The organism is Reichenbachiella faecimaris (assembly GCF_900176375.1).
Classification (GTDB): Bacteria; Bacteroidota; Bacteroidia; order Cytophagales; family Cyclobacteriaceae; genus Reichenbachiella; species Reichenbachiella faecimaris.
In genome coordinates, this window is the sequence record NZ_FWYF01000002.1 from 102,926 (window position 1) to 127,134 (window position 24,209).

At 43.5% G+C, this 24,209-nt stretch carries 13 protein-coding genes; 6 read left to right on the forward strand and 7 right to left on the reverse strand.

The window, feature by feature from the left end; translation table 11 throughout:
- Positions 1-94: 94 nt before the first annotated feature.
- Genes B9A58_RS08310 through B9A58_RS08320 form a run of 3 tightly spaced genes read left to right on the forward strand, consistent with a single transcriptional unit; the run spans position 95 to position 3,161 of the window.
- Positions 95-1,156 carry a LacI family DNA-binding transcriptional regulator gene (locus B9A58_RS08310; protein ID WP_176214724.1) on the forward strand — a complete coding sequence of 354 codons (1,062 nt, stop codon included), beginning with the start codon at positions 95-97 and terminating at the stop codon, positions 1,154-1,156.
- Positions 1,153-2,538: a phosphoglucosamine mutase gene (gene glmM / locus B9A58_RS08315; RefSeq protein WP_084372238.1), complete on the forward strand. Its 1,386-nt coding sequence runs from the start codon at positions 1,153-1,155 to the stop codon at positions 2,536-2,538. The genes B9A58_RS08310 and glmM overlap by 4 nt, the downstream gene beginning before the upstream one ends.
- A gap of 11 nt (positions 2,539-2,549) precedes the next feature.
- Positions 2,550-3,161, forward strand: a complete 612-nt coding sequence (locus tag B9A58_RS08320) for a carbohydrate-binding family 9-like protein (protein WP_084372240.1) — start codon at positions 2,550-2,552, stop codon at positions 3,159-3,161.
- Between the two features lie 164 nt (positions 3,162-3,325).
- Here B9A58_RS08320 and B9A58_RS08325 read toward each other — a convergent pair whose 3' ends face one another.
- Positions 3,326-8,194, reverse strand: coding sequence for an InlB B-repeat-containing protein (locus tag B9A58_RS08325; protein WP_084372242.1), 4,869 nt, complete (start codon positions 8,192-8,194; stop codon positions 3,326-3,328).
- 272 nt (positions 8,195-8,466) lie between these two features.
- On the opposite strand from B9A58_RS08325, the gene B9A58_RS08330 reads away from it, so the two are divergent.
- The 3 genes from B9A58_RS08330 to B9A58_RS08340 all read left to right on the forward strand — a co-directional run bounded on the left by B9A58_RS08330 (position 8,467) and on the right by B9A58_RS08340 (position 13,688).
- Positions 8,467-10,668 carry an endo-1,4-beta-xylanase gene (locus B9A58_RS08330; protein WP_084372244.1) on the forward strand — a complete coding sequence of 734 codons (2,202 nt, stop codon included), beginning with the start codon at positions 8,467-8,469 and terminating at the stop codon, positions 10,666-10,668.
- Positions 10,669-10,676: 8 nt separating this feature from the next.
- Entirely contained in the window at positions 10,677-12,113 is a 1,437-nt protein-coding gene (locus B9A58_RS08335) for a sulfatase (RefSeq protein ID WP_084372246.1), read from the forward strand.
- 177 nt (positions 12,114-12,290) lie between these two features.
- On the forward strand, positions 12,291-13,688 hold the full coding sequence (locus B9A58_RS08340) for a DNA cytosine methyltransferase (protein WP_084372248.1): 1,398 nt from the start codon (positions 12,291-12,293) through the stop codon (positions 13,686-13,688).
- On the opposite strand, the gene B9A58_RS08345 is transcribed toward B9A58_RS08340, so the two are convergent.
- The 6 genes from B9A58_RS08345 to B9A58_RS08370 form a co-directional block, all read right to left on the reverse strand.
- Positions 13,680-14,423, reverse strand: a complete 744-nt coding sequence (locus tag B9A58_RS08345) for a TdeIII family type II restriction endonuclease (protein ID WP_084372250.1) — start codon at positions 14,421-14,423, stop codon at positions 13,680-13,682. The genes B9A58_RS08340 and B9A58_RS08345 overlap by 9 nt on opposite strands.
- 106 nt (positions 14,424-14,529) lie before the next feature.
- Positions 14,530-16,698, reverse strand: a complete 2,169-nt coding sequence (locus B9A58_RS08350; protein WP_084372252.1) for a sulfatase-like hydrolase/transferase — start codon at positions 16,696-16,698, stop codon at positions 14,530-14,532.
- A gap of 6 nt (positions 16,699-16,704) precedes the next feature.
- Positions 16,705-18,372, reverse strand: coding sequence for a sulfatase family protein (locus B9A58_RS08355; RefSeq protein ID WP_245827038.1), 1,668 nt, complete (start codon positions 18,370-18,372; stop codon positions 16,705-16,707).
- Between the two features lie 2 nt (positions 18,373-18,374).
- Positions 18,375-19,193, reverse strand: coding sequence for an alpha/beta hydrolase fold domain-containing protein (locus B9A58_RS08360; RefSeq protein ID WP_084372254.1), 819 nt, complete (start codon positions 19,191-19,193; stop codon positions 18,375-18,377).
- The gene (locus B9A58_RS08365; RefSeq protein WP_176214725.1) at positions 19,172-20,719 is read right to left on the reverse strand and encodes a sulfatase; all 1,548 of its coding nucleotides are present in this window, start codon (positions 20,717-20,719) and stop codon (positions 19,172-19,174) included. Before B9A58_RS08365 ends, B9A58_RS08360 begins: the two co-directional genes overlap by 22 nt.
- A gap of 4 nt (positions 20,720-20,723) precedes the next feature.
- Complete coding sequence (locus B9A58_RS08370) at positions 20,724-24,209, reverse strand: sulfatase-like hydrolase/transferase (protein ID WP_084372258.1); 3,486 nt, start codon at positions 24,207-24,209, stop codon at positions 20,724-20,726.

A 24,209-nucleotide genomic window follows, 5' to 3' on the forward strand; every position in this document is an offset into this window, starting at 1 on the left:
TTTGTTCACGTGAACATTATATTTGTTCTCGTGAACAATAAATTTTAGCACGCTGAAACTTGTTCCCTAAATAATGTCGCCGCAAATTGGCCTTATGAAAAAAATCCGATATACATCTAAAGACATTGCTCAACTGGCCAATGTGTCGAGAGGAACGGTTGATCGTGTCATACACAATCGCGGCAAGGTGTCAGAAACAGCCCGAAATAAGGTACTGAAGGTACTCGAAGAGATAGACTACCAGCCCAATGTCATTGCCAAAGCTCTCAGTAGTTCAAAGGAATTTAGAATTGCTGTACTGATGCCCTCTGTAGAAAAAGATGTCTATTGGGAAGATGCCAAGATCGGCATTGATCAGGCAGCAAAGGAGTTGTCCATGTATAATGTAGGCTTTGAATATTTTTACTTTGATCAAAAGAGTCCTAAAGACTTTGGAACTGTTAGCCAACTTGTTTTAGAAAGTCAGCCAGCTGGTCTGGTGATGGCCCCGTTTTTTCATCAGGAATCTATTGCATTCATTGCCCAATGCGAAACGAAAGCCATCCCCTGCATCAATTTCAACACATTTCTACCTTCCTCATCATTCGCCTCATTTATTGGTCAAGATTTAGTGCAAAGTGGGCGTGTGGCAGCAGGCTTGTTGCATAAATGCATGAGCGACCAAGGAGGCACCATCCTTATCATACACTTCGATGAGAACATCTCCAATGCCATGCACATGCAGGAAAAAGAGGCTGGATTTCGTGATTATTTTGATCAAGACCACATCACAGGATGGAGGCTGACAGCTCTAAACCTGACGGAAAAAGAAGAGGGGCAATTGCATGACCACCTGGATACCATTTTCAGCTCCTTCCCAGACACTAAAGGAATATTTGTGACCACCTCTAAGGGTTACAAAGTTGCTCAATACCTAAGCCATCATGAGTTGCCTCATAAACTGGTCGGGTATGATTTGATAGATAAAAATGCAAGCTTTCTTTCTGAAGGCATTATTGACTTTCTCATTTATCAAAATGCGAAACAACAGGCTTTTCTGTCTGCCATGCAAATAGGCGAGCACCTGGTGTTTGACAAAAAAATGAAGAAAAAAACAACGTTACCCATCGATATCATCACAAAAGAAAATATCCTTTCACATAGACAAGAGACATGACTTTAATCAAATCGATTTCCGGAATAAGAGGTACCATAGGAGGACAACCAGGAGAAAACTTAACGCCTGTGGATATTATAAAATTTGCTTCAGCCTATGGGCAATGGCTCAAAAACCAAAGTACTGACCGAATCAAAGTAGTGATAGGCAGAGATGCAAGGCTCTCTGGCGAAATGGTAAGCAACCTCATTTCTAACACACTCGTAGGGCTCGGTATTGATGTGATTGACCTTGGATTATCCACTACTCCTACAGTAGAGATTGCTGTACCAAAAGAATCTGCTGCGGGCGGTATCATAGTCACTGCCAGCCACAATCCTATCCAATGGAACGCCTTAAAACTCCTGAATGAAAAAGGTGAATTCTTATCAGCAAGTGATGGAAAAGAAATCATTGATTTGGCAGAAGCGGCCAACATTGACTACTCGGAAGTGCTGGAACTTGGGACTATTCAAAAAGCGGATGAGTATATAGATCTACATATTGAGGATATTTTAGCCCTACCATTGGTAAATGTAGAAGCTATCAAAAAAACGAACTTTAAGGTAGCCATAGATGCCGTTAATTCTACTGGTGGTATTGCCATACCCAAACTGCTAAGAGCCTTAGGAGTGAGCCAAATAGAGGAACTGTATTGTGATCCTTCAGGCCGCTTTCCTCACAACCCCGAACCTCTTCCTGAACATCTGACAGATATTTGCAATCTGATTAGAACTGCTTCTTACGATGTTGGGTTTGTGGTGGATCCAGATGTGGATCGTCTGGCCATTATTGATGAACAAGGAGACTTTATTGGAGAGGAATATACACTCGTACTTATTGCAGATTATGTCCTTTCTCATACACCTGGGGCTGTGGTTTCCAATATGTCATCGTCTGCTGCACTGGGGACTATTGCTGAAAAATATGGTGAACTCAGATACGATTCGGCAGTGGGCGAAGTCAACGTGGTTGAAAAAATGAAAGAAGTAAGTGCCGTCATTGGTGGTGAGGGAAATGGAGGGATTATCTACCCAGAGTTGCACTATGGCAGAGATTCACTAGTTGGAATAGCCTTATTTCTCTCCTATCTCGCAAGTAGCAAACAGAAAGTATCTGAATTAAAGGCTGCTGCCCCTCCCTCATTTATTGCCAAGCATAAGATTGAACTTACTCCAGCACTAGATGCGGATCAGTTGCTCGACAACCTAAAAGAGGTATTCAAAGATGAAAAGCTTAACACAGAAGACGGTCTCAAGATCATTTTTGGTACGGAATGGGCGCATATTCGAAAATCAAACACTGAACCCATCATCAGGATTTATACCGAATCTGACACAGAAGAAAAGGCGAATAAAATTTTTGAAATGGTCAAACAACAAATAGCTGATTTAAGCCTATAACTTTCTTTATTATGAAAACCTATCAGGTCAATAAATTCCCAGCTTCATTATCCACCGTTCCTTGGCACACTGCAGAATTACTCACTGATTTCAGCTATCCCTGGGAAAACGAAAAAGCGCCAAAAACTACTTTCAGGGCGCTCTGGGATTCTAATTACTTGTACTTCAAATATGACGCTGTGGATAAAAACATATTCACCAAACCCATTGATAAAAACAAGGAAGAAATCAACCATCACGATCGAATTGAGCTTTTTTTCTCCACAGATGCTGAATTATCCAAATACTATTGTTTGGAAATAGATGCTATAGGTCAAGTAATGGATTTCCAATCCTCCCATTACCGAAATTTAGATTTCAACTGGTCTTGGCCAAATCTTGTGATTGAATCTAATTTGAATGATAAAGGGTACACAGTATCAGGCAAAATAACCATTAGCTCCTTAAAACAATTGAAGCTATTGAATGATGCAGCAATCATCACTGGGCTCTATAGAGCCAATTGCATCAAACCTGGAGATTTAGAAGAGGGATTCAAATGGATGAGTTGGATAGATCCAAACACTTCTGAACCTGATTTTCATATTCCAGAGACATTTGGAAAATTTGTTTTGACTGAATAACTAAATACACATCAATGAATTTTCCGTCCATACCAGTTACCAAATATTACACCCATTTGCAATAACCTAATGATTAAATTGACAAATAGTCTTCAATGGACTATGAAGAAAGTTCGTCCCTATCCTCTCAATCTATTTGTGAATTCACCATAGTAATGCCCAATTTATCGCTTAATCACATGGTGAACCATACTATTATTCCGAGTAGAAATTTTCAGTAAATACTGCCCAGCTTGGAGTTGTCCAAGAGACAATTGATGATTATTGTCATTCACTTCTTTGCTCATCAGTAATTTTCCTGACATATCAAGCACCTCAATGTTCAATTGTATATTTTCAAGGTTTGAATTAAGAGTCAAGTATTCAGAAACTGGATTAGGAAAAACTGAAACAGTAAATTCAAAATCGTTAGGAGAAACCGCCGTAACGGTAGTTTCTACCATATAGGTGCCTGAAACCTCACATCCATTCTCATCAGTGATCGCTACCGTGTACTCCCCTGCCGATAGGCCTGACACATTCTGCGAAGTGACTCCATGGCTCCAATCAAATGAATAGGGAGAGGTGCCACCTGCTACTGTCAAGGCTATCTCACCATCCGTGACATCTGCCTCCACGGTCAGCGCTACAGGAGAAGTCAAAGTCACAGATTCCGTCAGGCTACAGCCACCCTCATAAGTCACTATAGCTGTGTATTCGCCAGGACTGAGCGCAGAAACATCTTCCGCATCTGATCCAGATGACCAGCTTACGGCATATCCTTCCGGACCATTCACGGTCAAATCAATGGCTCCATCATCAGACCCAAAACATGAGATATGAGTTGTCGCCAAGGACAAAGTAACCTCAGCACAAGACACCACATCAAACGAAATGCTTTCACTGGCACTCTTGTAGGTGTCATCTCCTTCTTGTGAAACTGATACTGTCACAGTTCCCAATTCACCAGTGAGGGTCAAAGCTGATCCAGTTAAAGTTGCTGGGCCGGTCACATCATAATCTAATGTCAAGCTAGAATTCGTTGAAGCTTCAATATTGATAGACTCTGTTCGAGTATTCCACTGGTCGCTTATTGTTGATATCGTAATGACTTGATCCAACTTTTCGCCATTGACCGTTAAGGTCTGTACTTGATCCTCAGCAGCCAGATAGATATAATCTCCTTCTTGCGAGGCTGTGATTTCAGTAGTACCCGCGCCTACAATAGTCACTGTATGACCATCCACTGTGGCTACATCCAGGTTGGAGCTGCTATAAGTCACATCCAATCCTGAACTGGCAGAAGCAGTCAGGTTAAATGCAGCATCTCCTTCTGCAACTGCTACCAGCTCATCAAAGGTGATACTTTGTGATTGCTTTGGCAGCAATTTGATATAGTCAATAACGACGGTTCCAGACCCTTGCTGACGTGGCCCCACAAAGCCCAAGGCTTCAATGAAATCTACATTTCTGTAATTGGCTTGATCAGCTAGTGGAATCTGATAGACCACCTGATCCGCGTCGTTGGCCGTGCCATCTATATTGTAATATTTGAAACCTGGTTCTGGATCTTCAGTAGGATCATAAGGATCGTAGGCAATCCTCATGTTTGTACTTGATCCATCATCAGGCCCTACGCCAGTATTGTTTTGTAAACTGATTTCCATCATGACATAATCATCTGGGTCTATACCCAAATCATAATATTCGATTTTAGGTGCATTGCCTGTGATGTTCATGGTGAGGACTCCACCTGATACAGTCGCCTCTGCATTTGAATTGGTTACCCAGCCCTCCATGTCGTCATCTGTATCAAAATTCCACTCGAACGAAAATGATTCGTCCCTGGTAAAAATAGCTTCAATGGCTAGATCAGTAGTCAAGTTAATGGTTAGCGGATTGTCCGTGCTGATCACATCTCCTGTCCAGCTGCTAAATTCGTAGCCAAGCACACTGGTCGCCTCTAGGGTCATTTCTCCTGTTGGGTAAGTTCCTGTTGCCACATCAACCAAACCAGCACCCGTTTTGGTGATGGTCAGATCATACAAATCAGTGACTGTTACATTTAGTGCTACGGTCACTTCAGGTGCTGCATTATAATATTCGTTTCCGGCCTGATTTGCTGTTATTTCTGCTGTTGCAGCCTCCGTGGCCACGATAGTCAAAATATTTCCTTCTACAGTTGCTACACTCGTATTTGAACTTTCATAAGTAATTTCCAATCCAGCATTAGAAGTAGACGGAAGCTCTACGGGCAAACCGCCAACATAAGCGTCTACAGCCGTAACGTCTATGAATTGATCTGCCATGGTAGACAATTTGATATAATCGATCACCACACTGGCAGTAGCCAGCACATCAGGGTCTTCTAAATCCAGCTGTCTCGGGCCAATAAATTGAATCTCTTCTAAAAAGCCAGTATAGCTGGTCCGTTCGCCTAAAATAATATTATATATTTCATACTCTCCATCAGGAATTGGGACCACTGTCTCGTCAAAGTTGTAATAGTTGTAACCACTTTCACCACTGATTCCTGTGGCTATTCTCATACAAGTAGAGCCGTCTGTACCGTCTACAGCAGTGTTATTTTTTAAACGAACGGAGATTACAGGATAATTCTCTGTAGGTATCGCCAATCCGGTTCTTACCACTTTTGGCACATTTCCTGAAATAGCCATAGTTGCTAGTCCTCCCTCCACGGTAACGTCAGCCGATTGATTGATCCAGTCTTCCATATCATCATCTGTGTCAAAGCCCCAGTCGTACACAAAATCGAGGGTAGGAGAAAAATTGGCAGTAATGCCTTTATCCGCATCCAAAGTCAAGGTCAGTGGATTGTCTGTACTAGTTACATCACCAGTCCAGTTCACAAACTCGTGACCAAAAACAGATGCTGCCGTTAAATCAATATCACCTTCCGGGTAACTTCCAGAGGCTATATCCACAGTACCATATCCACTTTGTGAGACAACCAGTGCCCAGAGGTCAACCGTGCTAACCGTCAGGGTCTGCTCTACGTCTGTAGCCGCATTGTATAAGTCATCACCTACCTGTGATGCAGTGATCACGGCAGTGCCTTCGCCAACAATAGTCACGGTACTTCCAGAAACAGTAGCTACATCAGTATTTCCACTGGCATAAGTCACTTCCAAACTGGAGCTAGCCGTAGCTGTCAGCTCAAAAGGGTCTTGCCCCACAAAAGCTTCATCTAACGCTTCGAAGGTGATGGTCTGATCAGCCTTCTGCAACAACCTGACACGATCAATGTCGACATTTCCGACAGTAGCTCCGTGTATACCATGTACTTCGATTTGCTGAATGATACCATTGTATTTGGCTGTTCGCAAATCGATGGTGTAGGTGTGAAACTCTACATCACTAGCACTGTGATCAAAAAATGTAAAGGCGAAATCTGTCCCGTTATAAGTCGCTACTCTCATGCCATCACCAGACTCACTGTCTACGGCCGTATTGTTTTTGACAGTCACTTCCATAAATGGATAGTCGTCGGCTACCAGAGCCAAAGCATCAAAAATCAGCTTAGGTCTGCCCGACCCATCAAACGCAAGATTGACTACACCACTAGCTACAGTAGCCGTGGCATTGGTAGTGGTTGTCCAGCCCTCCGTGTCATCATCTGTATCAAATTCCCACTCATACGTGTAATCAGTAATAGGTGAAAAATTAGCGGTCACGCTCTTGTCCGCATCCAAAGTCAGTGTGAGTGGATTATCTGTACTGGTCACATCTCCTGTCCAATTGACAAATTCATGTCCCAAGGTTGGCGTAGCTGTAATTTCCAAATCTCCTTCTGGATAAGTGCCTGAAGCTACATCCACTAAACCATAACCTGTAGCGGCTGTAGTCAATGCATGTTCGGGCAAGGCCGAAATCAATCTAATATTTTCCACTTCAATGCTACCAGGATTTCCATCCCTGATTCCCTGCAGTTCTAAATTGGTAATGTATCCAGTATAGTTGCCTCCAGCTAAGTCTATGGTATAAGTTTGAAAATCTGCATCGCTGGCAGTATGATCAAATCTGATATATTTTGTATCTGCATTATCATTGGTCGTGACAATTCTCATGCCATCTGCATTGGTATCATTGTCTCCCAGGACTGTGGTGTTGTTTTTCACAATCAATTCTAACTGCGGATAATCATCCGAAGGAATACCTAAGTCGCTTAGCACTATTTTAGGTGTACCCGTGCCATCAAACGACATGGTCAGTACATCACTAGCCACACTTGTTGTGGCTGATGCTTCTACCCAATCCTCTTGATCGTCATCCGTACCAAAAGTCCAGTCGTAGCTAAAGCTTGAAATTGCTGTGAAGTTGGCGGTCACAGTTTTGGCTGCGTCTAAGGTGAACACATACGGATTGTCCGAGCCTGATCCATCTCCACCCCAACTCGAAAGCTCATATCCCAAAGCTGGGCTGGCATAGATGGTCACATCTCCTGTGGGCAAGTTGCTGGTGGACGGGCTCACTGTACCATAACCTGTCTGATCTATTGTTAAATCAAAATAATCTCCTGTTTCCGCTAATAAGGTAATCGATTCAAAGGCAAACATGTCCGTTACGTTTACGCCCGTTTCATTGAGACGTATGCCAATTCGGTTAAGGTAGCCCTGATTGTCAGAGTTAATAGGTATATCCACAATGTAGGTCTGCGGGCTAGCATCTTCTGTCGAAATGGTAAACACTACTTTCTCTCCATTGCCAACATTGAAATCATCCGTATCAAAAACTACGAACTCCAGTTCCTCATATATTGCAGTATTGTTTTGTACCACAATTTCAACTTGTGTGTATATCACATCCGAAAATCCCAATGGCCCATTGAGTTTGATGCCTGGCCGGTTTTGGGAAGAACTGGTACCCATTACCAATTGGCCGCCACTTACGGCAATGGAAGTATTTCCTCCGATATTAGACCAGCCTTCTTCATCTGTATCAAACCCGTAGACAATATCGCTCTGGGCATATCCAACCTGAGTAGTAGTCAGGACTATCAATAAAATGAAAAGTTGTTGTAGAAATGTTTTCATGCGTTCTGTTTTTTGATCATCTCAAAGGTTTCCATCTTAGCACGCAATCCAGTTTAAAAACTGTTTTTTAGGGTTTGAATTCTATCAATCGACCGGAATTTTTACAAAACGGGACATTTTTCAATACTTCTTAAGATATAGCCTATTTCATTTTCCATAGCAAACCACAGCTAACAGTATTCCAACTTCAAAAAACCAATTTCGAACCTGAAAGGAAGATTAAGGAAATAGATTTGATTGTTTAATAATGTATTTAACTGACCATCAAGTCTATGATCATAAGAACCCTTTACCTTTTAGCTTTTTACCTGATTAGTTTCTCCGGTTTCGCACAAAACACTATGTATGCGGATTGGACTAGTATATCTGGTTCCAGTTCTAACATCCGGGAGGCTAGTTTCCATCAAAACGAAGAAGACATTTCCAAATTTTCCGATTACCCTGATTTCTCAGTAGATAAAGAGGTCAAGGTTTCGTTTTTTGTAAAGTCTGAAATTACCATTGACCTAAAAGTATCTTTTCAGATGGTAGGCCTGGATGCGGACGATCAGTCGATCACCAAATATCCCAATTTGAACGGGGACGACCTGGCCACAGACCATCCTTACAAAAATGGATCGAGCTGTACAGTGATACCTGGAGAAGACTGGGTAGAAGTATCCTTCGCTAACAATGCGAATGATATTTCAGCTTTCCAAAGCCTTAAGTCCATTAGCGAATGGAAAACAAGAATCGTATTTGGCGCCCCTGCCTCTGGCTCCACTGAGGGTAAAATATGGTTTCGTGACCTTGACGTGCAATGGGCTGGCTCTTCAGCCAATGAACTAGAAAGCATCAGCTACGAACTAGATGGCGAAGATTGGGATCATAAAATAGATGACGCTGATGATTGGGCTTTTGGGTATGAATATTTTGAAGAACAAGGCTCCACGCTAGAAATACCCACAGGCAGACGCTTGCGAGAAATCGCGGCAGACCGCTTTGTGTATGACAGAATCTACATAGGAGGTGCCACGCACGGCAAACTGTTCGGAACGGCTTCACTTGAAATTCTAAACCGCGAGTTTAGCTACATCACTCCAGCCAATGATTACAAGCAATCATATATACACCCTGAACCAGATAAATGGAGATGGGAAGTTTCAGATCAATGGGCAGACAGTGCAGCGCTCAATGGACAAGTGATCCGTATGCACTCGCCCATAAGCCCGCAAGCTTCGAAATGGGCCAAAGACGATTCACGTACGGCTGCAGAACTAGAAACGAACATGACCGAATACATGACCGAGCTTTGCAAGCACTTCAATGGCCATCCTAATATCAAATGGATGGATGTTGTCAATGAAACCGTGGAACGGGATGGCAATTGGTTTGGCCCTAAGGAAGGTGTTGACCTTTGGGAAAACCCCTGGCCATTGATTGGCTACGATGAAACTGAGGACGGGTTGAATCCTCCTTCATACATTCGTATGGCTTTCGAAATTGCCAGCGAGCATGCCCCAGACATCAAATTGATTTACAACCAACATGGCGACATGGAAGACCCCATGTGGGAAAAGACAAAAGCGACCGTGCTGTACTTGAAATCTCTCGGGCTTCGAGTAGATGGCATTGGCTGGCAAGCCCATTTGGAAACCGACTTTTTGGATATTCCTGATGTGATTTCCAAATTGGAAGACTTGATCGATTGGGCGCACGCCAATGACCTGGAGTTTCATGTCACGGAAAATGACGTGGACATAGAAGATGGAGACGGCAACGAAAACCAAGCAGAAGTATTTGCCACTGTTGTAGAGGCCGTACTTTCCAAAGCTCCCAGTGGCGTAGTGACTTGGAATGCGTGGATGGTACGTGATAGTGACGGCCAGGGGGCTGCGGGCTTACCCGCCATGTTTGATGCCGAGGGAACAGCCAAACCCGCGTACTATGCTGTCCAGCAAGTTTTAGAAGAAATCGTGATAGATGCCACGCTGACCACTTCAGTGATCGGAGAGGGTTCCATCAATGAAGTGGATGGCACCTATTTGCTCAACTCAGAAATCACGCTGACCGCGACACCAGCTGATGGCTATGTGTTTTCACATTGGGAAGGAACAGCGCCTGGTGAAGAAAATCCTAAAACCATTTCATTAACAGAAAACTACCATCTCACCTCCCATTTTATCACAGAAGAAGAAGCCCAAGAGGAAGAAGAAATAGAAATCATCCTAGGAGAAATCAGCAATCAAAAGGAAGAAATCAAAATTTATCCAAACCCTGTCTCCAACAGTGATATCAAAATTCAACTGAGTGAAAAAATATCTGGCACGGTCACTGTAGCGCTATACAACATGGAAGGGCACCACCTCTATTCAAATACCTATAGCAGTCAACCACTTGAAATACCATTGGATTCTTCCTGGGCACAAGGCGTATATCTGCTGAGAATTGGATTTGAGAATCAATTGGTAAATAAAAAGATAGTAATAGAATAAATTAGATCATGATGAATAGATACATTCAAAAAATCGCCAGTGTACTGCTAGTGTGCATGCTGGCCATAGGCATCTGCCCTACGACTGCACAAAAGCAAAAACCCAATGTGGTTTTCTTTTTGGTAGATGATATGGGATGGAATGATGTGAGTTTTGCGCAATCCAAATTCTACGAAACGCCAAATATCGACAAGGCGTCCAAAGAAGGCGTGGTTTTCTCCCAAGCCTACGCCGCCCACCCCAGATGTGTGCCCTCCAGGTATGCGATGATTACGGGTAGGTATCCGGCCAGGATCAATAGCCCTGGCCCAGGAGAGGGCGACCTGACCGACGATGCTATAACACTTGCAGAGCCATTCAGGGCAGCTGGTTATACCACGTTCTTTGCCGGCAAATGGCACTTGGCCTCAGCAGAATCTTATCCAGATACCCAAGGGTTTGACTACAATTTTGGTGGTGGACATGCTGGCGCACCAAAGTCCTACTTCCAGCCCTACAACGTGCAAAAGTCTGGCAAAGGTAATGGCAAGGAGAAAAGCATAGAAAATCTGGAAGATGCACCAGAGGGTTACTATCTGACTGATCACTTGACAGATAAGACGGAGGCTTTTATTAGAGAAAATAAAGATCAGCCATTTTTGGTGTATCTCTCCCACTATGGGGTGCATACTCCATTTGAAAGCAAAGTCGAAAAGACCAAGAAGTACCGCAAAAAAGCCAGAACGCTATATGGCGAAGAGGAAGTAGCAGAGTTTTCCTCAGACCCAACAACTGGCGAAACAAAATTGCGCCAAGACAATCCAGTCTATGCTGGAATGGTGGAGAGTATGGATGAAAGCTTTGGACGAATCATGAATCTGCTGGAAGAATTGAACTTGAAAGAAAACACCATAGTGGTATTCACTTCCGATCATGGTGGACTTTCTAATCGTGGCAACGGAAGGAAATTAGCTACTTCTAATCTTCCTCTGAGAGCTGGCAAAGGGCACAACTATGAAGGTGGCGTCCGGATCCCGATGTTTGTGGCCTGGCCGAGCCAGATACAGGCGGGTGAGTCTTCTTCTGTCGTCACGGGTACAGACTACTTTCCTACGCTATTGGAGCTCACAGGATTGCCTTTAGAAAACGAGGCTCACCTTGACGGCGTAAGTTTTGCATCATCATTGACCACGAAAAATACACAAAATGAAAATCGTCCGGTATTTTGGCATTCGCCAAAACCAAGACCCAAGAGCACTGGCGACAGAGCCAATACGGCCGTAAGACTAGGCGATTACAAATTGCTAGACTTCTACGAAGCCAATCGTGTAGAGCTATACAACATTGCAAAAGATCCTGAAGAACAAAACAATCTGGCCAAAGCCATGCCTGAGAAAAGCGCAGAGCTGATGGCCTTGATCAAAAATTGGCGCCAGGAGGTAGATGCTTATATGGGCAAGAAATAAACTATTAGTATATTAGGACGAAAGACTACTCCGAATGGGGTGGTCTTTTTTTGATCTCACTCAAACACAAAAAATAATTAGCTCTTAGAATAGTCGTTTTATTTGTGGTATGTTGTTTTACTTTCTATTTTTGGGTACCTGATAAATTTTCCTTAAAGAAAGTAATTTAAGTACCATATGTTAAGTGTTTCAGAAGCAGCAGTTAAACTAAATCTAAGTCCCCAACAAGTTAGAAATCTTTGCAGAGATGGGAAATTAGTGTCAGAAAAAATTGGAGCTACATGGATAATTAATGAAAAATCAATTGATAAACTAATTAGCTCAACCCATTGTGGAGTTGCTGAGAACCAAACAGTTTATGGGTTTTCTAAGAAAGACAAATCAAAACCAATCGCATTAAGCTTTTTTAGCGGAGCCATGGGTATGGACCTTGGGCTGAAAAAGGCTGGATTTCAAACCCTATTGGCAAGCGAAATTGATAAAGCCTGTAGAAAGACGATTCTCAAAAATGATCCAGACATTGCCTTAATAGGAGATATTAGAGAATATTCGGCATCTGAAGTTAGGTTTGTTTCAGGTTTGAAGCCAGATGAAGATATTGATTTAGTAGTGGGTGGCCCCCCATGTCAAGCATTTAGTACAGCTGGCAAAAGAAAGGCATTTGAAGACGAGAGAGGAAATGTCTTTTTAACTTTTATCGATATGATAATCGAGTTGAACCCAAGGTTTGCAGTGATTGAAAATGTAAGAGGGCTACTGTCAGCTCCTTTAAAGCACCGAACTCACAATGAAAGAGGCGAAGGGTTTAGGGAATTAACCACTGACGAATTACCCGGAGGAGCCTTGAATTACATTATTGACAAATTGAGAAAGGCAGGGTTCAGTGTCAGTTTCAATCTATACAACGCAGCTAACTTTGGAACCCCACAGAAAAGAGAAAGGGTAATCATTATTTGTTCAAGAGATTCAAAAAAACCACCTTATTTAGAACCTACTCATGATGAAAGTGGGAAAGGTGAACTTAAGAAATGGAGAACGTTTAAAAATGCAGTGAAAACTATACCTGAAGGGGCCCATGAACATTTAGAGTTCCCCGAGAAACGATTGAGATATTACCGCATGCTAGCTGAAGGACAAAATTGGAAAAATTTACCCTTAGATTTGCAAATGGAGGCTATGGGAGCATCATTTTATTCTGGTGGAGGAAAAACTGGCTTCTTGAGAAGATTGAAATGGAATGAACCAAGTCCTACCTTGGTCACCCACCCTGCAATGCCCGCTACTGATCTTTGCCACCCAGTTGAAAACAGACCACTAAGTGTGCAAGAATACATGAAACTTCAAGAGTTTCCTGACCATTGGGAAATCCAAGGTAGCCTTCTGGATAAGTACAAGCAAATCGGAAATGCTGTACCCGTAGGACTAGGCTATGCCGTAGGGAAGTTATTATTAAAGTTAATGCAAAATCAAGAAGTCAGAACCTTGAAAAACTTCAAATACTCCCGTTATAAATTTACTGATGAAGTTTCGTGGAAGGAAAACTTTGATATGACTTTAGCCATAGAGTCAGCCTAACCTCAAAATTTCTTTCCTAGTTCGCTGACCAACAGCCGCGAACACTTCCAAGAGTTCTTTGTAAGTGTTTGAATCGCCGAGCCTATTCCAATAATCTTTCCCAATTAATACAACAGAATCATTCTTCATATTGAAAATTTTGGAGGGTATTGTCCAATTATAATCTTTCCTTTCAGGCCCTCCTGGATTATAGAATAGCCCAAAATATGTTTGATAGTCAGGGTCATGGGCTTTCAATAGCAATAAATCCTTTTTAGCTATCTCCGTTTGATCCAGATTTGGTTTGACTGTCTTAATTGAAATAAATGTTTCAATTCCATCCTTTTTAATCCATAAATCGGTTATGACCCTCCTAATTTCTGTATCTCCCTTTTGATATGCTTGTAGTTTATTTATTTCTTGATTCCAATTGGGAGCTTTCTCACCACTCCTAAGGCTACTACAAATTCTTTCTATTTCATCTATCACTCCTTTAAAGACATTGACCCGTGTTTCCTTTTGTCTTTTCGATTCGTGTCCAGAGTCTATTGCAATCAACTGAGAAATTTCTTCAATTCGTCCTTGTCCGAAGGAGGTGGAGAAGGATCTTTCGAATGAGGAAGCGTTAACCAATTCCTTAGTCAGCAAAGATTCATGAAAAGGCCTGTGTGTTTTGTTGTTAGCTGTCCTTTCAAGTGCTCTTGAAACACAACTCTCTAATATCGTTTCAATTTTATTTCTCGTTTCTTCGGTCATAATCCAAATTAAGTGAGCTATTTCTCAATTGCGAAGTCCAAGATATACGTTTGCTTATTAGATAGCAATTGAAAAGCTGGCGTTTTCAATCCAGATTAGTACTAATCTACTCCACCAGCACCTTGCTCGTATGGCTAGATTGATCAGCTTGAATTTGAAGGATATAAAGTCCTGAAGGGAGGCCTTCCAAACTGACGGATTTCTTTTGAGTGAAATGCTGTTTCAATACCGTTTTACTAGTCAAGTTTACTAACCTGAGGGTAACGGCATCATTCATGTTTTGAAAATTAATATTTAAAACTCCTTCCTTCGCTGGCACAGGGTACACGCTAATTAATTCCTTAGATTCCAAATTTAGAATCGTTTCTTCCTCGACTTCTACTTGTTGGCAGACAGATTTTTGAGAGCAGCCGTCATTCGAAATTTGTACGGCATAGCTGCCAGTGATTACTGGTACAAAGGTTTGACTGGTTTCTTCCTCCACAAAACTTTCCGTATCGCAGTTCCACCAGCCATAGGTTACACCCTCGGCCGTAGTGCTCAATGCTCCTTCAGACAAGGAGATTTCAGGAATCTCCAAAGGTTCTACTGTCAGGCTAATGGTGATTATGCTGTCCATTTCGTTTGTGGCCATCAAGGTATTTGAATAGAGTCCCGATTCAGTGTATTCTGATCCATCTGGCGAGGTATAAGTGCCTTCACAGATGGTCACTTCCAAGTAGCTACTTGGTGTAGCCTGCGCCACGTTTCTTCTTTTAAATTCCAACTCAAATTGATCCACAACATCATCATATTCACTATTGCCGATCAGATTGTGAGATTCTGTAGGGTCTGCGTCCAAATCGTACAGCTGATATCCCACGGCCTCTCCATAGCGTTCGCCGTTTTCATAGTCCATCTTCACCCATTTGGTGTATCTGTATTGTTGATCTCTCAAGGTGTAGCCCATGTGTGGCTCTCCACCTGACTTGCGATGAAATTGAGCCATAGCTGCTGCTCTCACTTCATCTGTGGTGTTCTCTAGTATTTTAACTAAAGATTTTCCTTGTAATGATTCGGGAATTTCAAGCCCTGTCAATTCACTCAACGTAGGATAAATATCCAACAACTCTACTGGAGACGCTGAAGTAACTCCCCCTTCGCCATAATCTGGATCATAGATGATCAAGGGAGAGCGAACGGCCTGTTCCAGATTGGAATGCTTGCCCCACTGGTTGTGATCGCCCAAGTGCCAGCCGTGATCTCCCCAGAGCACGATAGTTGTGCTTTCAGTGAGATTCAGGTCATCCAATTTGTCTAGCAGTAGACCAATCTGCGCATCTACATAAGACACACAGGCCATATAGCCGTGAATCAATTTCTTCTGTTCGTCCTCGTTCAAATCCCGATCACTGAACAAAGGCACATCGGAGTATGAATTGGTCATTTCTCCATTGTTGCGCCAGGCTAGGCCAGGTACACTTGCCTCTTGCGTTTGATCTGTAGCTAGCTCGATCTCCTCACGGTCATACAGATCCCAATATTTTTTTGGTGCCACGAATGGCAAATGTGGCTTGGAAAAGCCAGAGACTAGCAAAAATGGCTCATTGGTGGAAGCCAAAGACTCCATCTTTTCGAGGATATAATTGGTGGTGGCTCCATCCTTGTAGGCATCGTCAGGCACGTCTAATCCTTCCGTAGTGGGCTTGGCATAAGGAAACATTTTGACAGCTTCATTCTGATCTTTGCTACTGGTGATGTCATTGTCGGCCAAGTACTGTTCGTAGGCTGCGTCATCTGTTGGCACTCGCGAATCTTGGTAGCCCGAGTAGCCGTCTCCCCAAGTAGCATCATAATATTCGTCATCCACGGAGTGCACATAGGCCTGCGACCAGGACACTCCATCGTAATCATCATCTACCGAACGTGGATCAAATAGTTTGCCCGCACCAGTGGTGGCATAACCGTTGTTTTTGAAATACTGTGGCAACGTGACTACATCTGGATTTTTGTCTCTGATCAGTGTATTCAAATCCCAAACCTCTGTGGCATCAGGATACAATCCAGTCAACAAACTTGCTCTGGAAGGAGCACAAACTGCCTGCTGGCAAGATGCATTGGTAAACGTGGTACCCATGGCTGCCAGCCGATCTATATTGGGCGTGAGCATTTGGTCGTAGCCATAGTTGGTCAATAGTGGCTTCAGATCATCAATGGCAATCATGAGCACATTCTTCTGTTGGGCAAAAGTTGAACAATAAAATAGATATAAGATTACAACTAATAGCTTTTTCATATTCTCTTACTTTTCAATCATTACTATGTCACTATCCTTATAGCCAATTCTGACCGCCAGGGTATATAAGTATTGTCCTTTATCAATATCAACAGGCTGAGTGTACACCTGCCATCCCGAATCAAGGTCAGGTTCGATTTCGTGATCCGAAAGGATGTAAGCCAAAGACGCTCCGGGCTCTTTGGTATAAATGGCCACCTTGCCCTTTTTTACATTCACTAAAGGTTTTGGTGTTTTTGGCTGCTTACCGTCAGGCCACATTTTTAGAAATAGCTCCTTTTCGGGTATTGCCCCCAAATCCTTTGCTTCAGTCAACCACTCATCCATGGCGCCGCGCAAAAACTGGATTTGCGTCTGATATTTGGGGTCATTTATCCTATTTTTTAAACTGTACGGATCCTCTTTCCTCAGGTAAAATTCCTCTTTCGTTTTCGTCTGACGAAACCAGTATTGCTGGTTCTTATTCAACTCTCCTGATGCATTCATAGCCAACAATTCATCCATCATGGGAATTTGCTTGCGATAAGAGATATCCTTGTAGGCTGGTTTTTCGGGATAGAAATTTCTGACATATACATAGTTCTTACTGATCACAGATCGTACCCGATCACTGAATTCATCGAAGCGATCACCAGAGCCAAAAATAAATTCTCGTCGTGCGACCGGACCTCCAATAAAGGCTTGCCCCTGTAAATAATCAGGTACATCCACATTGGCCAGCACCAACACTGTTGGCGCTAAGTCCACAAAAGACACCATGTCATAGTCATACTTCTGTTTCAATGCGTCAGGCATGCGAACCATCAGTGGCACCCTCAAGCCAGACTCATAGTGCAATCTTTTGCTTCTTGGTAATGGGCCGCCGTGGTCGCTAAAAAAGAATATGATGGTGTTGTCCAACAAACCAGCAGCTTCCAATTCTTCAATCAGTACACCTACTTGCGCATCCATCAATTCGATATTGGAATAGTTTCTGGCGATATCTTTCCGCACGGTTTCCGTGTCAGGAAAATATGGGGGCACAGGCACTGTGGCAGGGTCTACAGTCAGCGGCTTGTCCTTGTTTTTCCAAAGGAAAGACTCATGGCTTACATTGATATTGAACACTGAAAAGAACGGTTGCCCTTCCCGTCTGTGCTTCCAATGTGCCTGATATCCATTCTCATCCCAAGCGGTGACTGGCGCAGCAAATTGATAGTCTGTCTTGGGATTATTGGTACAGAAATACCCGGCCTTGCGCAGATACTCAGTAAAACATTTCACCTTCGCGGGAATCACGGCCGAATACAGGGGTATAGCCTCTCCATTGACATCTACAGCCTCAGAGGGCGAGCTATAATCCCGGCTTCCCCACCCAGCCATATCTCTTCCAGTACGCATGTGCTGCGTGCCTATCGAAATGGGGTACATGCCAGTGATGATCGAACTGCGTGTAGGCGCACAAACACCTACTGTCGCATACGCCTCTGTATAGATGGTGCTTTCAGCTGCCAGTCGATCTAAATTGGGGGTTTGAGCTGTAGAATCGCCATACATGGACAGCGCTGGGCTGATGTCTTCGCAAGTGATCCATAGGATATTGGGCTGTTGGGCTTGTAATATCCCACTGAACCATATACTGATTAGCCCCATGTGCATCCTTTTCGAAAGACGATTGAATGGTAAATTCATCATAGTTATTCGCTGCTGGTTAATATGTTTAAGGATACTAAAAATTTATCCACTTCAGCCATTGTGAGTTCCACATATTTTGGCTTATTAAAGAAGGCGTGTTCTTCCCCTTTGTAAAATATGACGTCGCATCGACCACCTTCATTTTCTACTCCTTTCTGATATCTTTTTGCCAAGTCTACTGGCAAAACTTTATCCTTTGTGCCTACCAAAATCAAGGTAGGTGGATAATTGGCAGCTATGTGGTCTATGGGTGACACTTCCAGATAGCGACCCTCCATTCGTTGGAACCCGAACCCACTGGGGCCAGTATCAAGTACTGGGTTGAACAGCAATAAAGCTGCAGGATTTATATCTCTATCTTGCCAGAAACAAGTAGCAGAAGCCAAATGTCCACCAGCAGATCCACCACCTACTGCTACCTGATTAGGGTCAATATTCAATGTTCTGGCATGATCCAATAAGTATTGGAAAGCATCAGAAGCATCTGCAGTGGCGTCTAATGGAGAGGTCTTATGCAAGTTGTAAATACGGTAATCAGCCGAAAAAGCCATCATCCCCCGTTTAGCCAGATACCTGGCCTGACGATTAAAGGCTTTGTAGCTGCCAGACCGCCAGCCTCCGCCATGGAAAAAAAGGACTGCTTTGTATGTCTTTGTAGAATCAAAATCGGCTGGCAAATACTGATGTAGTTTTAAGACTACTGTATCCATTTGTTTGTATACGATTACTTTATCTGCGACACTCGGCTGGGCTGGTGCTGCCCATAGCCAAGAAATACTTGTACAGGTCAGTAGCAGTATTATAATCCGTTTGACTGCCATATCATCGTTCTTAAGCTCTCTTGCAACTCAGATAAAATAGGTGCCATACTTGCTTCATTCACCCAGTTTTTGGTTTCCAATGGGTCTTGCTGATAATCGTACAATTCTCTGGCGACCACCTTAGATTCGTCGTGGCTGATACGATCTGTAAAATCCCCCTCATACCATTCTACATAGCGATAGCGATCATTGCGAATGGCGTACCCCATTCTTTGACCTCTAGGGTACTGACTAATGGCAAAGGCTTTTACGCTGGCTTGATCTCCCGAAACAATCGACACCAAGCTCTTGCCCTGCAAATGCTCAGGGATACTTAATCCACTCAACTCACATACTGTAGGAAAGATATCAACCAACTCTACCGGGCTGCTGTTTTGAGTGTAAACCTTATAATCTGGCGATTTGATCATGAGTGGTGTACGGGTGGCCTGCTCAAAATTCGAGTGTTTGTTCCATAAGCCATGATCGCCCAAGTGCCAACCATGATCTCCTACCAGCACTACCATGGTCGATTGATCCAGTCCTGTAGACTTCAAATATGCCATAAGTTTTCCGACCTGTGCATCTACATAAGAAACACTCGCATAATAGCCATGAATCAATTCCTTTTGCTTGGCTGCCTTTACTGCGCCATTTTCGTCAATGTGCTCTTTGATGTCGGAGTAATTCTTCAACTCGCCAAAGGTGTGATAGGCAAACGCAGGAGAACCTTCTGCGTGCTGCTGGAAGGGCGCCAGTTCAATCTTATCTCTGTCGTACAAATCCCAATATTTTTTGGGGGCCACAAAGGGCAGATGCGGCTTGCGAAAACCAACTGTCAGAAAAAAGGGCTTATTCTCCTTTTGAAATTGATCCATCAAAGCAGTACTCTTGGTGATCAATGCGCCATCTGCATAAGCATCGTCGGGCACATCCAGACATTCGCTGGATGGGTTGATTCCCTTTTTCTTGAATTCCCGATTGACAGCCAGCCAGACTTTGTCGCTGGTAGGGTCTCCCGGAAAGTCGTTTTTCATTTCCTGATAGATTTTTTGAATCTCAGGACTCTGATACTTGAAATTGGCAGGTGTGTCAAAGCCCTTGGCATAGCTCAAATCCAAATCTTCGATGAAAGGCATTGACCACGACTTAGGATCATTCTTTTTGGCACCATGCAGCACTTTTCCCATTCCTACTGTTTCGTATCCTTGCTGCTTGAAATATTGCGGCATGGTGAGGATATCCGGATTTTTGTCTCGCATATTGGTTTTCAAATCCCACACCTTGGTATAGTCTGGGCGCATACCAGTCATAAAACTCACTCGCGACGGGGCACACACGGCCTGCTGACAGTGCGCATTGGTAAAGGCCACACTTTCCCCTGCCAAAGCATCCAAATTTGGGGTGATCATCTGATTTTCATCATAGTCATGAATCAAGGGTTTTAAATCATCAACGATGATGAAAAGGACATTTTTGTTTTGCGCGGAAGCGTAAAAGGCAAACAAAAGCAATATCCCCAATAGTATGTTCTTAATACTTTTCATAGACTTAATTAGCTGATTCTGAAACTTCCACGGCATCGATCAATACCTGCCCTTCACCTGCTGTGTTCCAACGGTTGATGATCAGTTGGGCGCTGGTGGCTGTGGCTCCAGTGGTAAATGAAAGCACGGCCTTTTGATAGTCTCCATTTCCTTTTACTCTTTCTACCACCTGCTCGCCACCAAAATCATCTACTTTCACAACAGATTTCATATCCTTAGGCGACTTGATAGAAGCCTCAACGGTATATTTTGTATTTGGCTTTAGGCTTTCTAGCGTTCGCTTAATACCACTTTTGTCGACAGTAAGTGCCACACAAGCTTGGCCTTGCTCGGCATTTTGATTGACCACAGACGGCTTGGTATCACCAAACTGTTTCCAGGATTTTTCGAAATCCCCGTTTTCAAATCCATCACTAAACACTACTGTTTTTGAGACGGTTCGAACTGTTGAATTGGGGTTGATCAAAGCTTCCCTCACGGCAAAATATGCTGGCTTTGGGTTGCCATCTTCATCAAACATAAACATGAATTTGTCGGCATGTTTGCCATGGCCATCCAGAATCCCCCAGGTATTATAAGTGACTACTCCTGTGGATCTTTTGGCCAACAATACTTTGAGAATATTGGCATAAGCCTCTCCCTGCTTTTTCAAGGCATCAGCTGTCTTCACTCTATCCCAGAGTTTATAATCAATCTCAGTCACGTGAAAATCCAAATCATTGGCATGCGTCCAATCGATCAATTCGGCCAAATAATTCAGTTCTTTTGGCGCGAAAGCCAATGGCTCATCGCTTCTCAAGTGGGCTTGCCAGCCAATACCATCCACTCTTAGTCCTTTATCTTTTAAGTATAAAATGGTCTCCTTTACTCGCTCCCACATGGGTGGCTCCATGCCACCGTGCTGATTATAAACCAGACTAATAGTTGGGGCATATTGGTTGGCCATTTCGAAGGCTTTTGAAATATAGATGGGTGTTTGATTTTTGTCCTTGTCAGCGCCAATGATCGTCCATGGGTTTTCCCAATCTTTCACACCTGGTTTTGGGCTAAACCAAGTGCCGTCTTTTTCTACTGTCTCATTCACCACGTCCATCCATTTGATATTCGGATGACCATTGAAGCGCTTGCATTGGGCAGTGAAGAACTCAGTCATTATTTTTTCCAACTCTTTAGGTGTGCGCTCATCTGCCTTCGCCCATTTCGAAGCTTGTGGACTGATAGGCCCATGCAGTCTCACCACGAGATTATTGGCCTTGGCCATATCTACTATGGCGTCTACTTCCTGCCAGTTCCATTCTCCTGGAGCAGGGTGAACTTTGGTTTGCTTGGCCGCATTTTCAGAAACGGTGTAGTTGAATTGACTGACAAGTATATCCTGCGCGTCTGTACCTAATTGGCTATGGGCCATGGTGGCTCCTATGTAGAAGGGTTCTTTATTTCCGTCCTTTAGGGCGTCTTTTAGCGCTACGCCTTGGATACTCTCACCTTTACTTTTTTTTTCTACGACTTGTACCTCGTCAAACCATGATTTGCCTGTGCCGTCGCCATACTTTTGAAGTCCAATCTTTACGGATGTGGCACCTGCTCCAGTAGTAAATGAGGCAGTCATTTGACCATAGTCATTGGCCTTGTGCTTTGCCTTCGCCTCCTCACCCCCAAAGTCAGCCAACTTCAGTATGACGGCTTCATTGTTTTGTGTTTTGGCAAAAACTGAAACCTCATAGGTAGTTTCGGGCTTCAGTCCTTTGATCACTCGATTGACGCCCCCTTTGGAACCTGTAAACTGCAAACTGGCACTGCCAGCATGCGCCTCCTCATTCACTACCTTTATGCCACATTTACCAAAGGTTTTCCAGCCCTCCAGTCCATTTTCAAATCCCGGATTAGAGACCAGATTGGCCCCACTACCTACTACGGGTGCAGCCATTCCTATTTTCACAGTTTGCTTCATTGACTTTTTGAAAGCCTTTTTCTGAGTCTCTTGATTTACTAAAAAACCATCCAATTGACTTTGCAGTTCGTCTGCCAGGGCCTTGTTGCTCCCTACTACATTTTGAGTTTCTAAGGGATCTTTCTTGTAATCGTACAGCTCCTTGGCCAAGATATTGGATGGGCTGGATGTGTCACCGTCTTTGTACCACACCACATATCTGTATCTATCATTGCGCATGGCATAGCCCATGTTTTTGGCTCTCGGATATTGGCTGATCGCAAATGGCTTTACACTCTTTTCTTTACCATCCAGGATTGGTTTTAAGCTTTTGCCTTGGAGGTAATCTGGCGTTTCCAGATCAGTTAAATCACACAACGTCGGGAAGATATCGACAAACTCTGTAGGTGAATCGTTTTGTACCCCTTGCTGCATAGTGGTGCTGGCAAAAATCAATGGTGATCGGGTGGCCTGCTCGAAATTGGAATGTTTGTTCCACATACCATGGTCGCCCAAGTGCCAGCCATGATCACCCCAAAGCACGATAGACGTATTCTTAGCTAAATTTTGCGCTTCCAGCGCATCCAGTACTTTTCCTATCTGAGCGTCGACATACGAAATACAGGCGTAGTAGCCATGAATCAGCTCGCGTTGTTTGTCTTCATTGACCAATCCATTCTTACCATAGGCATCAGGGATATCCGTGTAGGAATTGAGCTCGCCGCTGTTGTGATAAGAGAGCTGTACTGTACCTGACGCTTGCTTTTGAAATTCTGCCAAGGGCATGTTTTCCCTTTTGTACATGTCCCAATATTTCTTGGGTGCTACAAAAGGCAAATGCGGTTTTTTGAACCCCACGCAAAGCAAAAATGGCTTTGATCCACTGGCTAAATTTTTTAATTGCTTGATGGCTTCTACTGCCACCATCCCGTCGAAGTATCCTTCGTCTGCTATATCCAAAGATTCAGTTGTAGGCTTGTTGCCATTTCTCACGTAAGCATTGAGCTTGCCTCCAGACAATCCTTTGGCTTCGCCTTCTTTTCTGAGCGCTTCAAATTTGGCTTTGTTTTCGGGTGATTGGTAGTGTCCGGCTGGCTCACCATACTGTTCATCCTCCACATCAGGCATCAGATAGGGCACAGACCATGATTTTTCATCCAGGCCTTTGTCTACACTTCTTGGGTCAAAGATTTTTCCTATACCTACCGTTTCGTAACCATTGCTTCTAAAGTATTGTGGCAGGGTTACTATGTTGGGATTTTTATCTCTAATCAAAGTTTTCAGATCCCAAACTTCGGTTACATCTGGACGCATACCAGTGAGCAAACTCGCTCTGGATGGTCCGCATACCGCTTGCTGACACTGCGTATTGGTAAAGGTGACACCCATGGCTGCCAGACGATCAATATTAGGCGTGATCGCCATCTCATCACCATAAGCACCTAATAATGGCTTGAGGTCATCTACTGCTATAAACAGTACATTTTGATCCTGAGCACTGGCCAAACCAGAAACGGCCAGACTCAAGATCAACAAAAAAACCAACTTCAATTTCTTCAT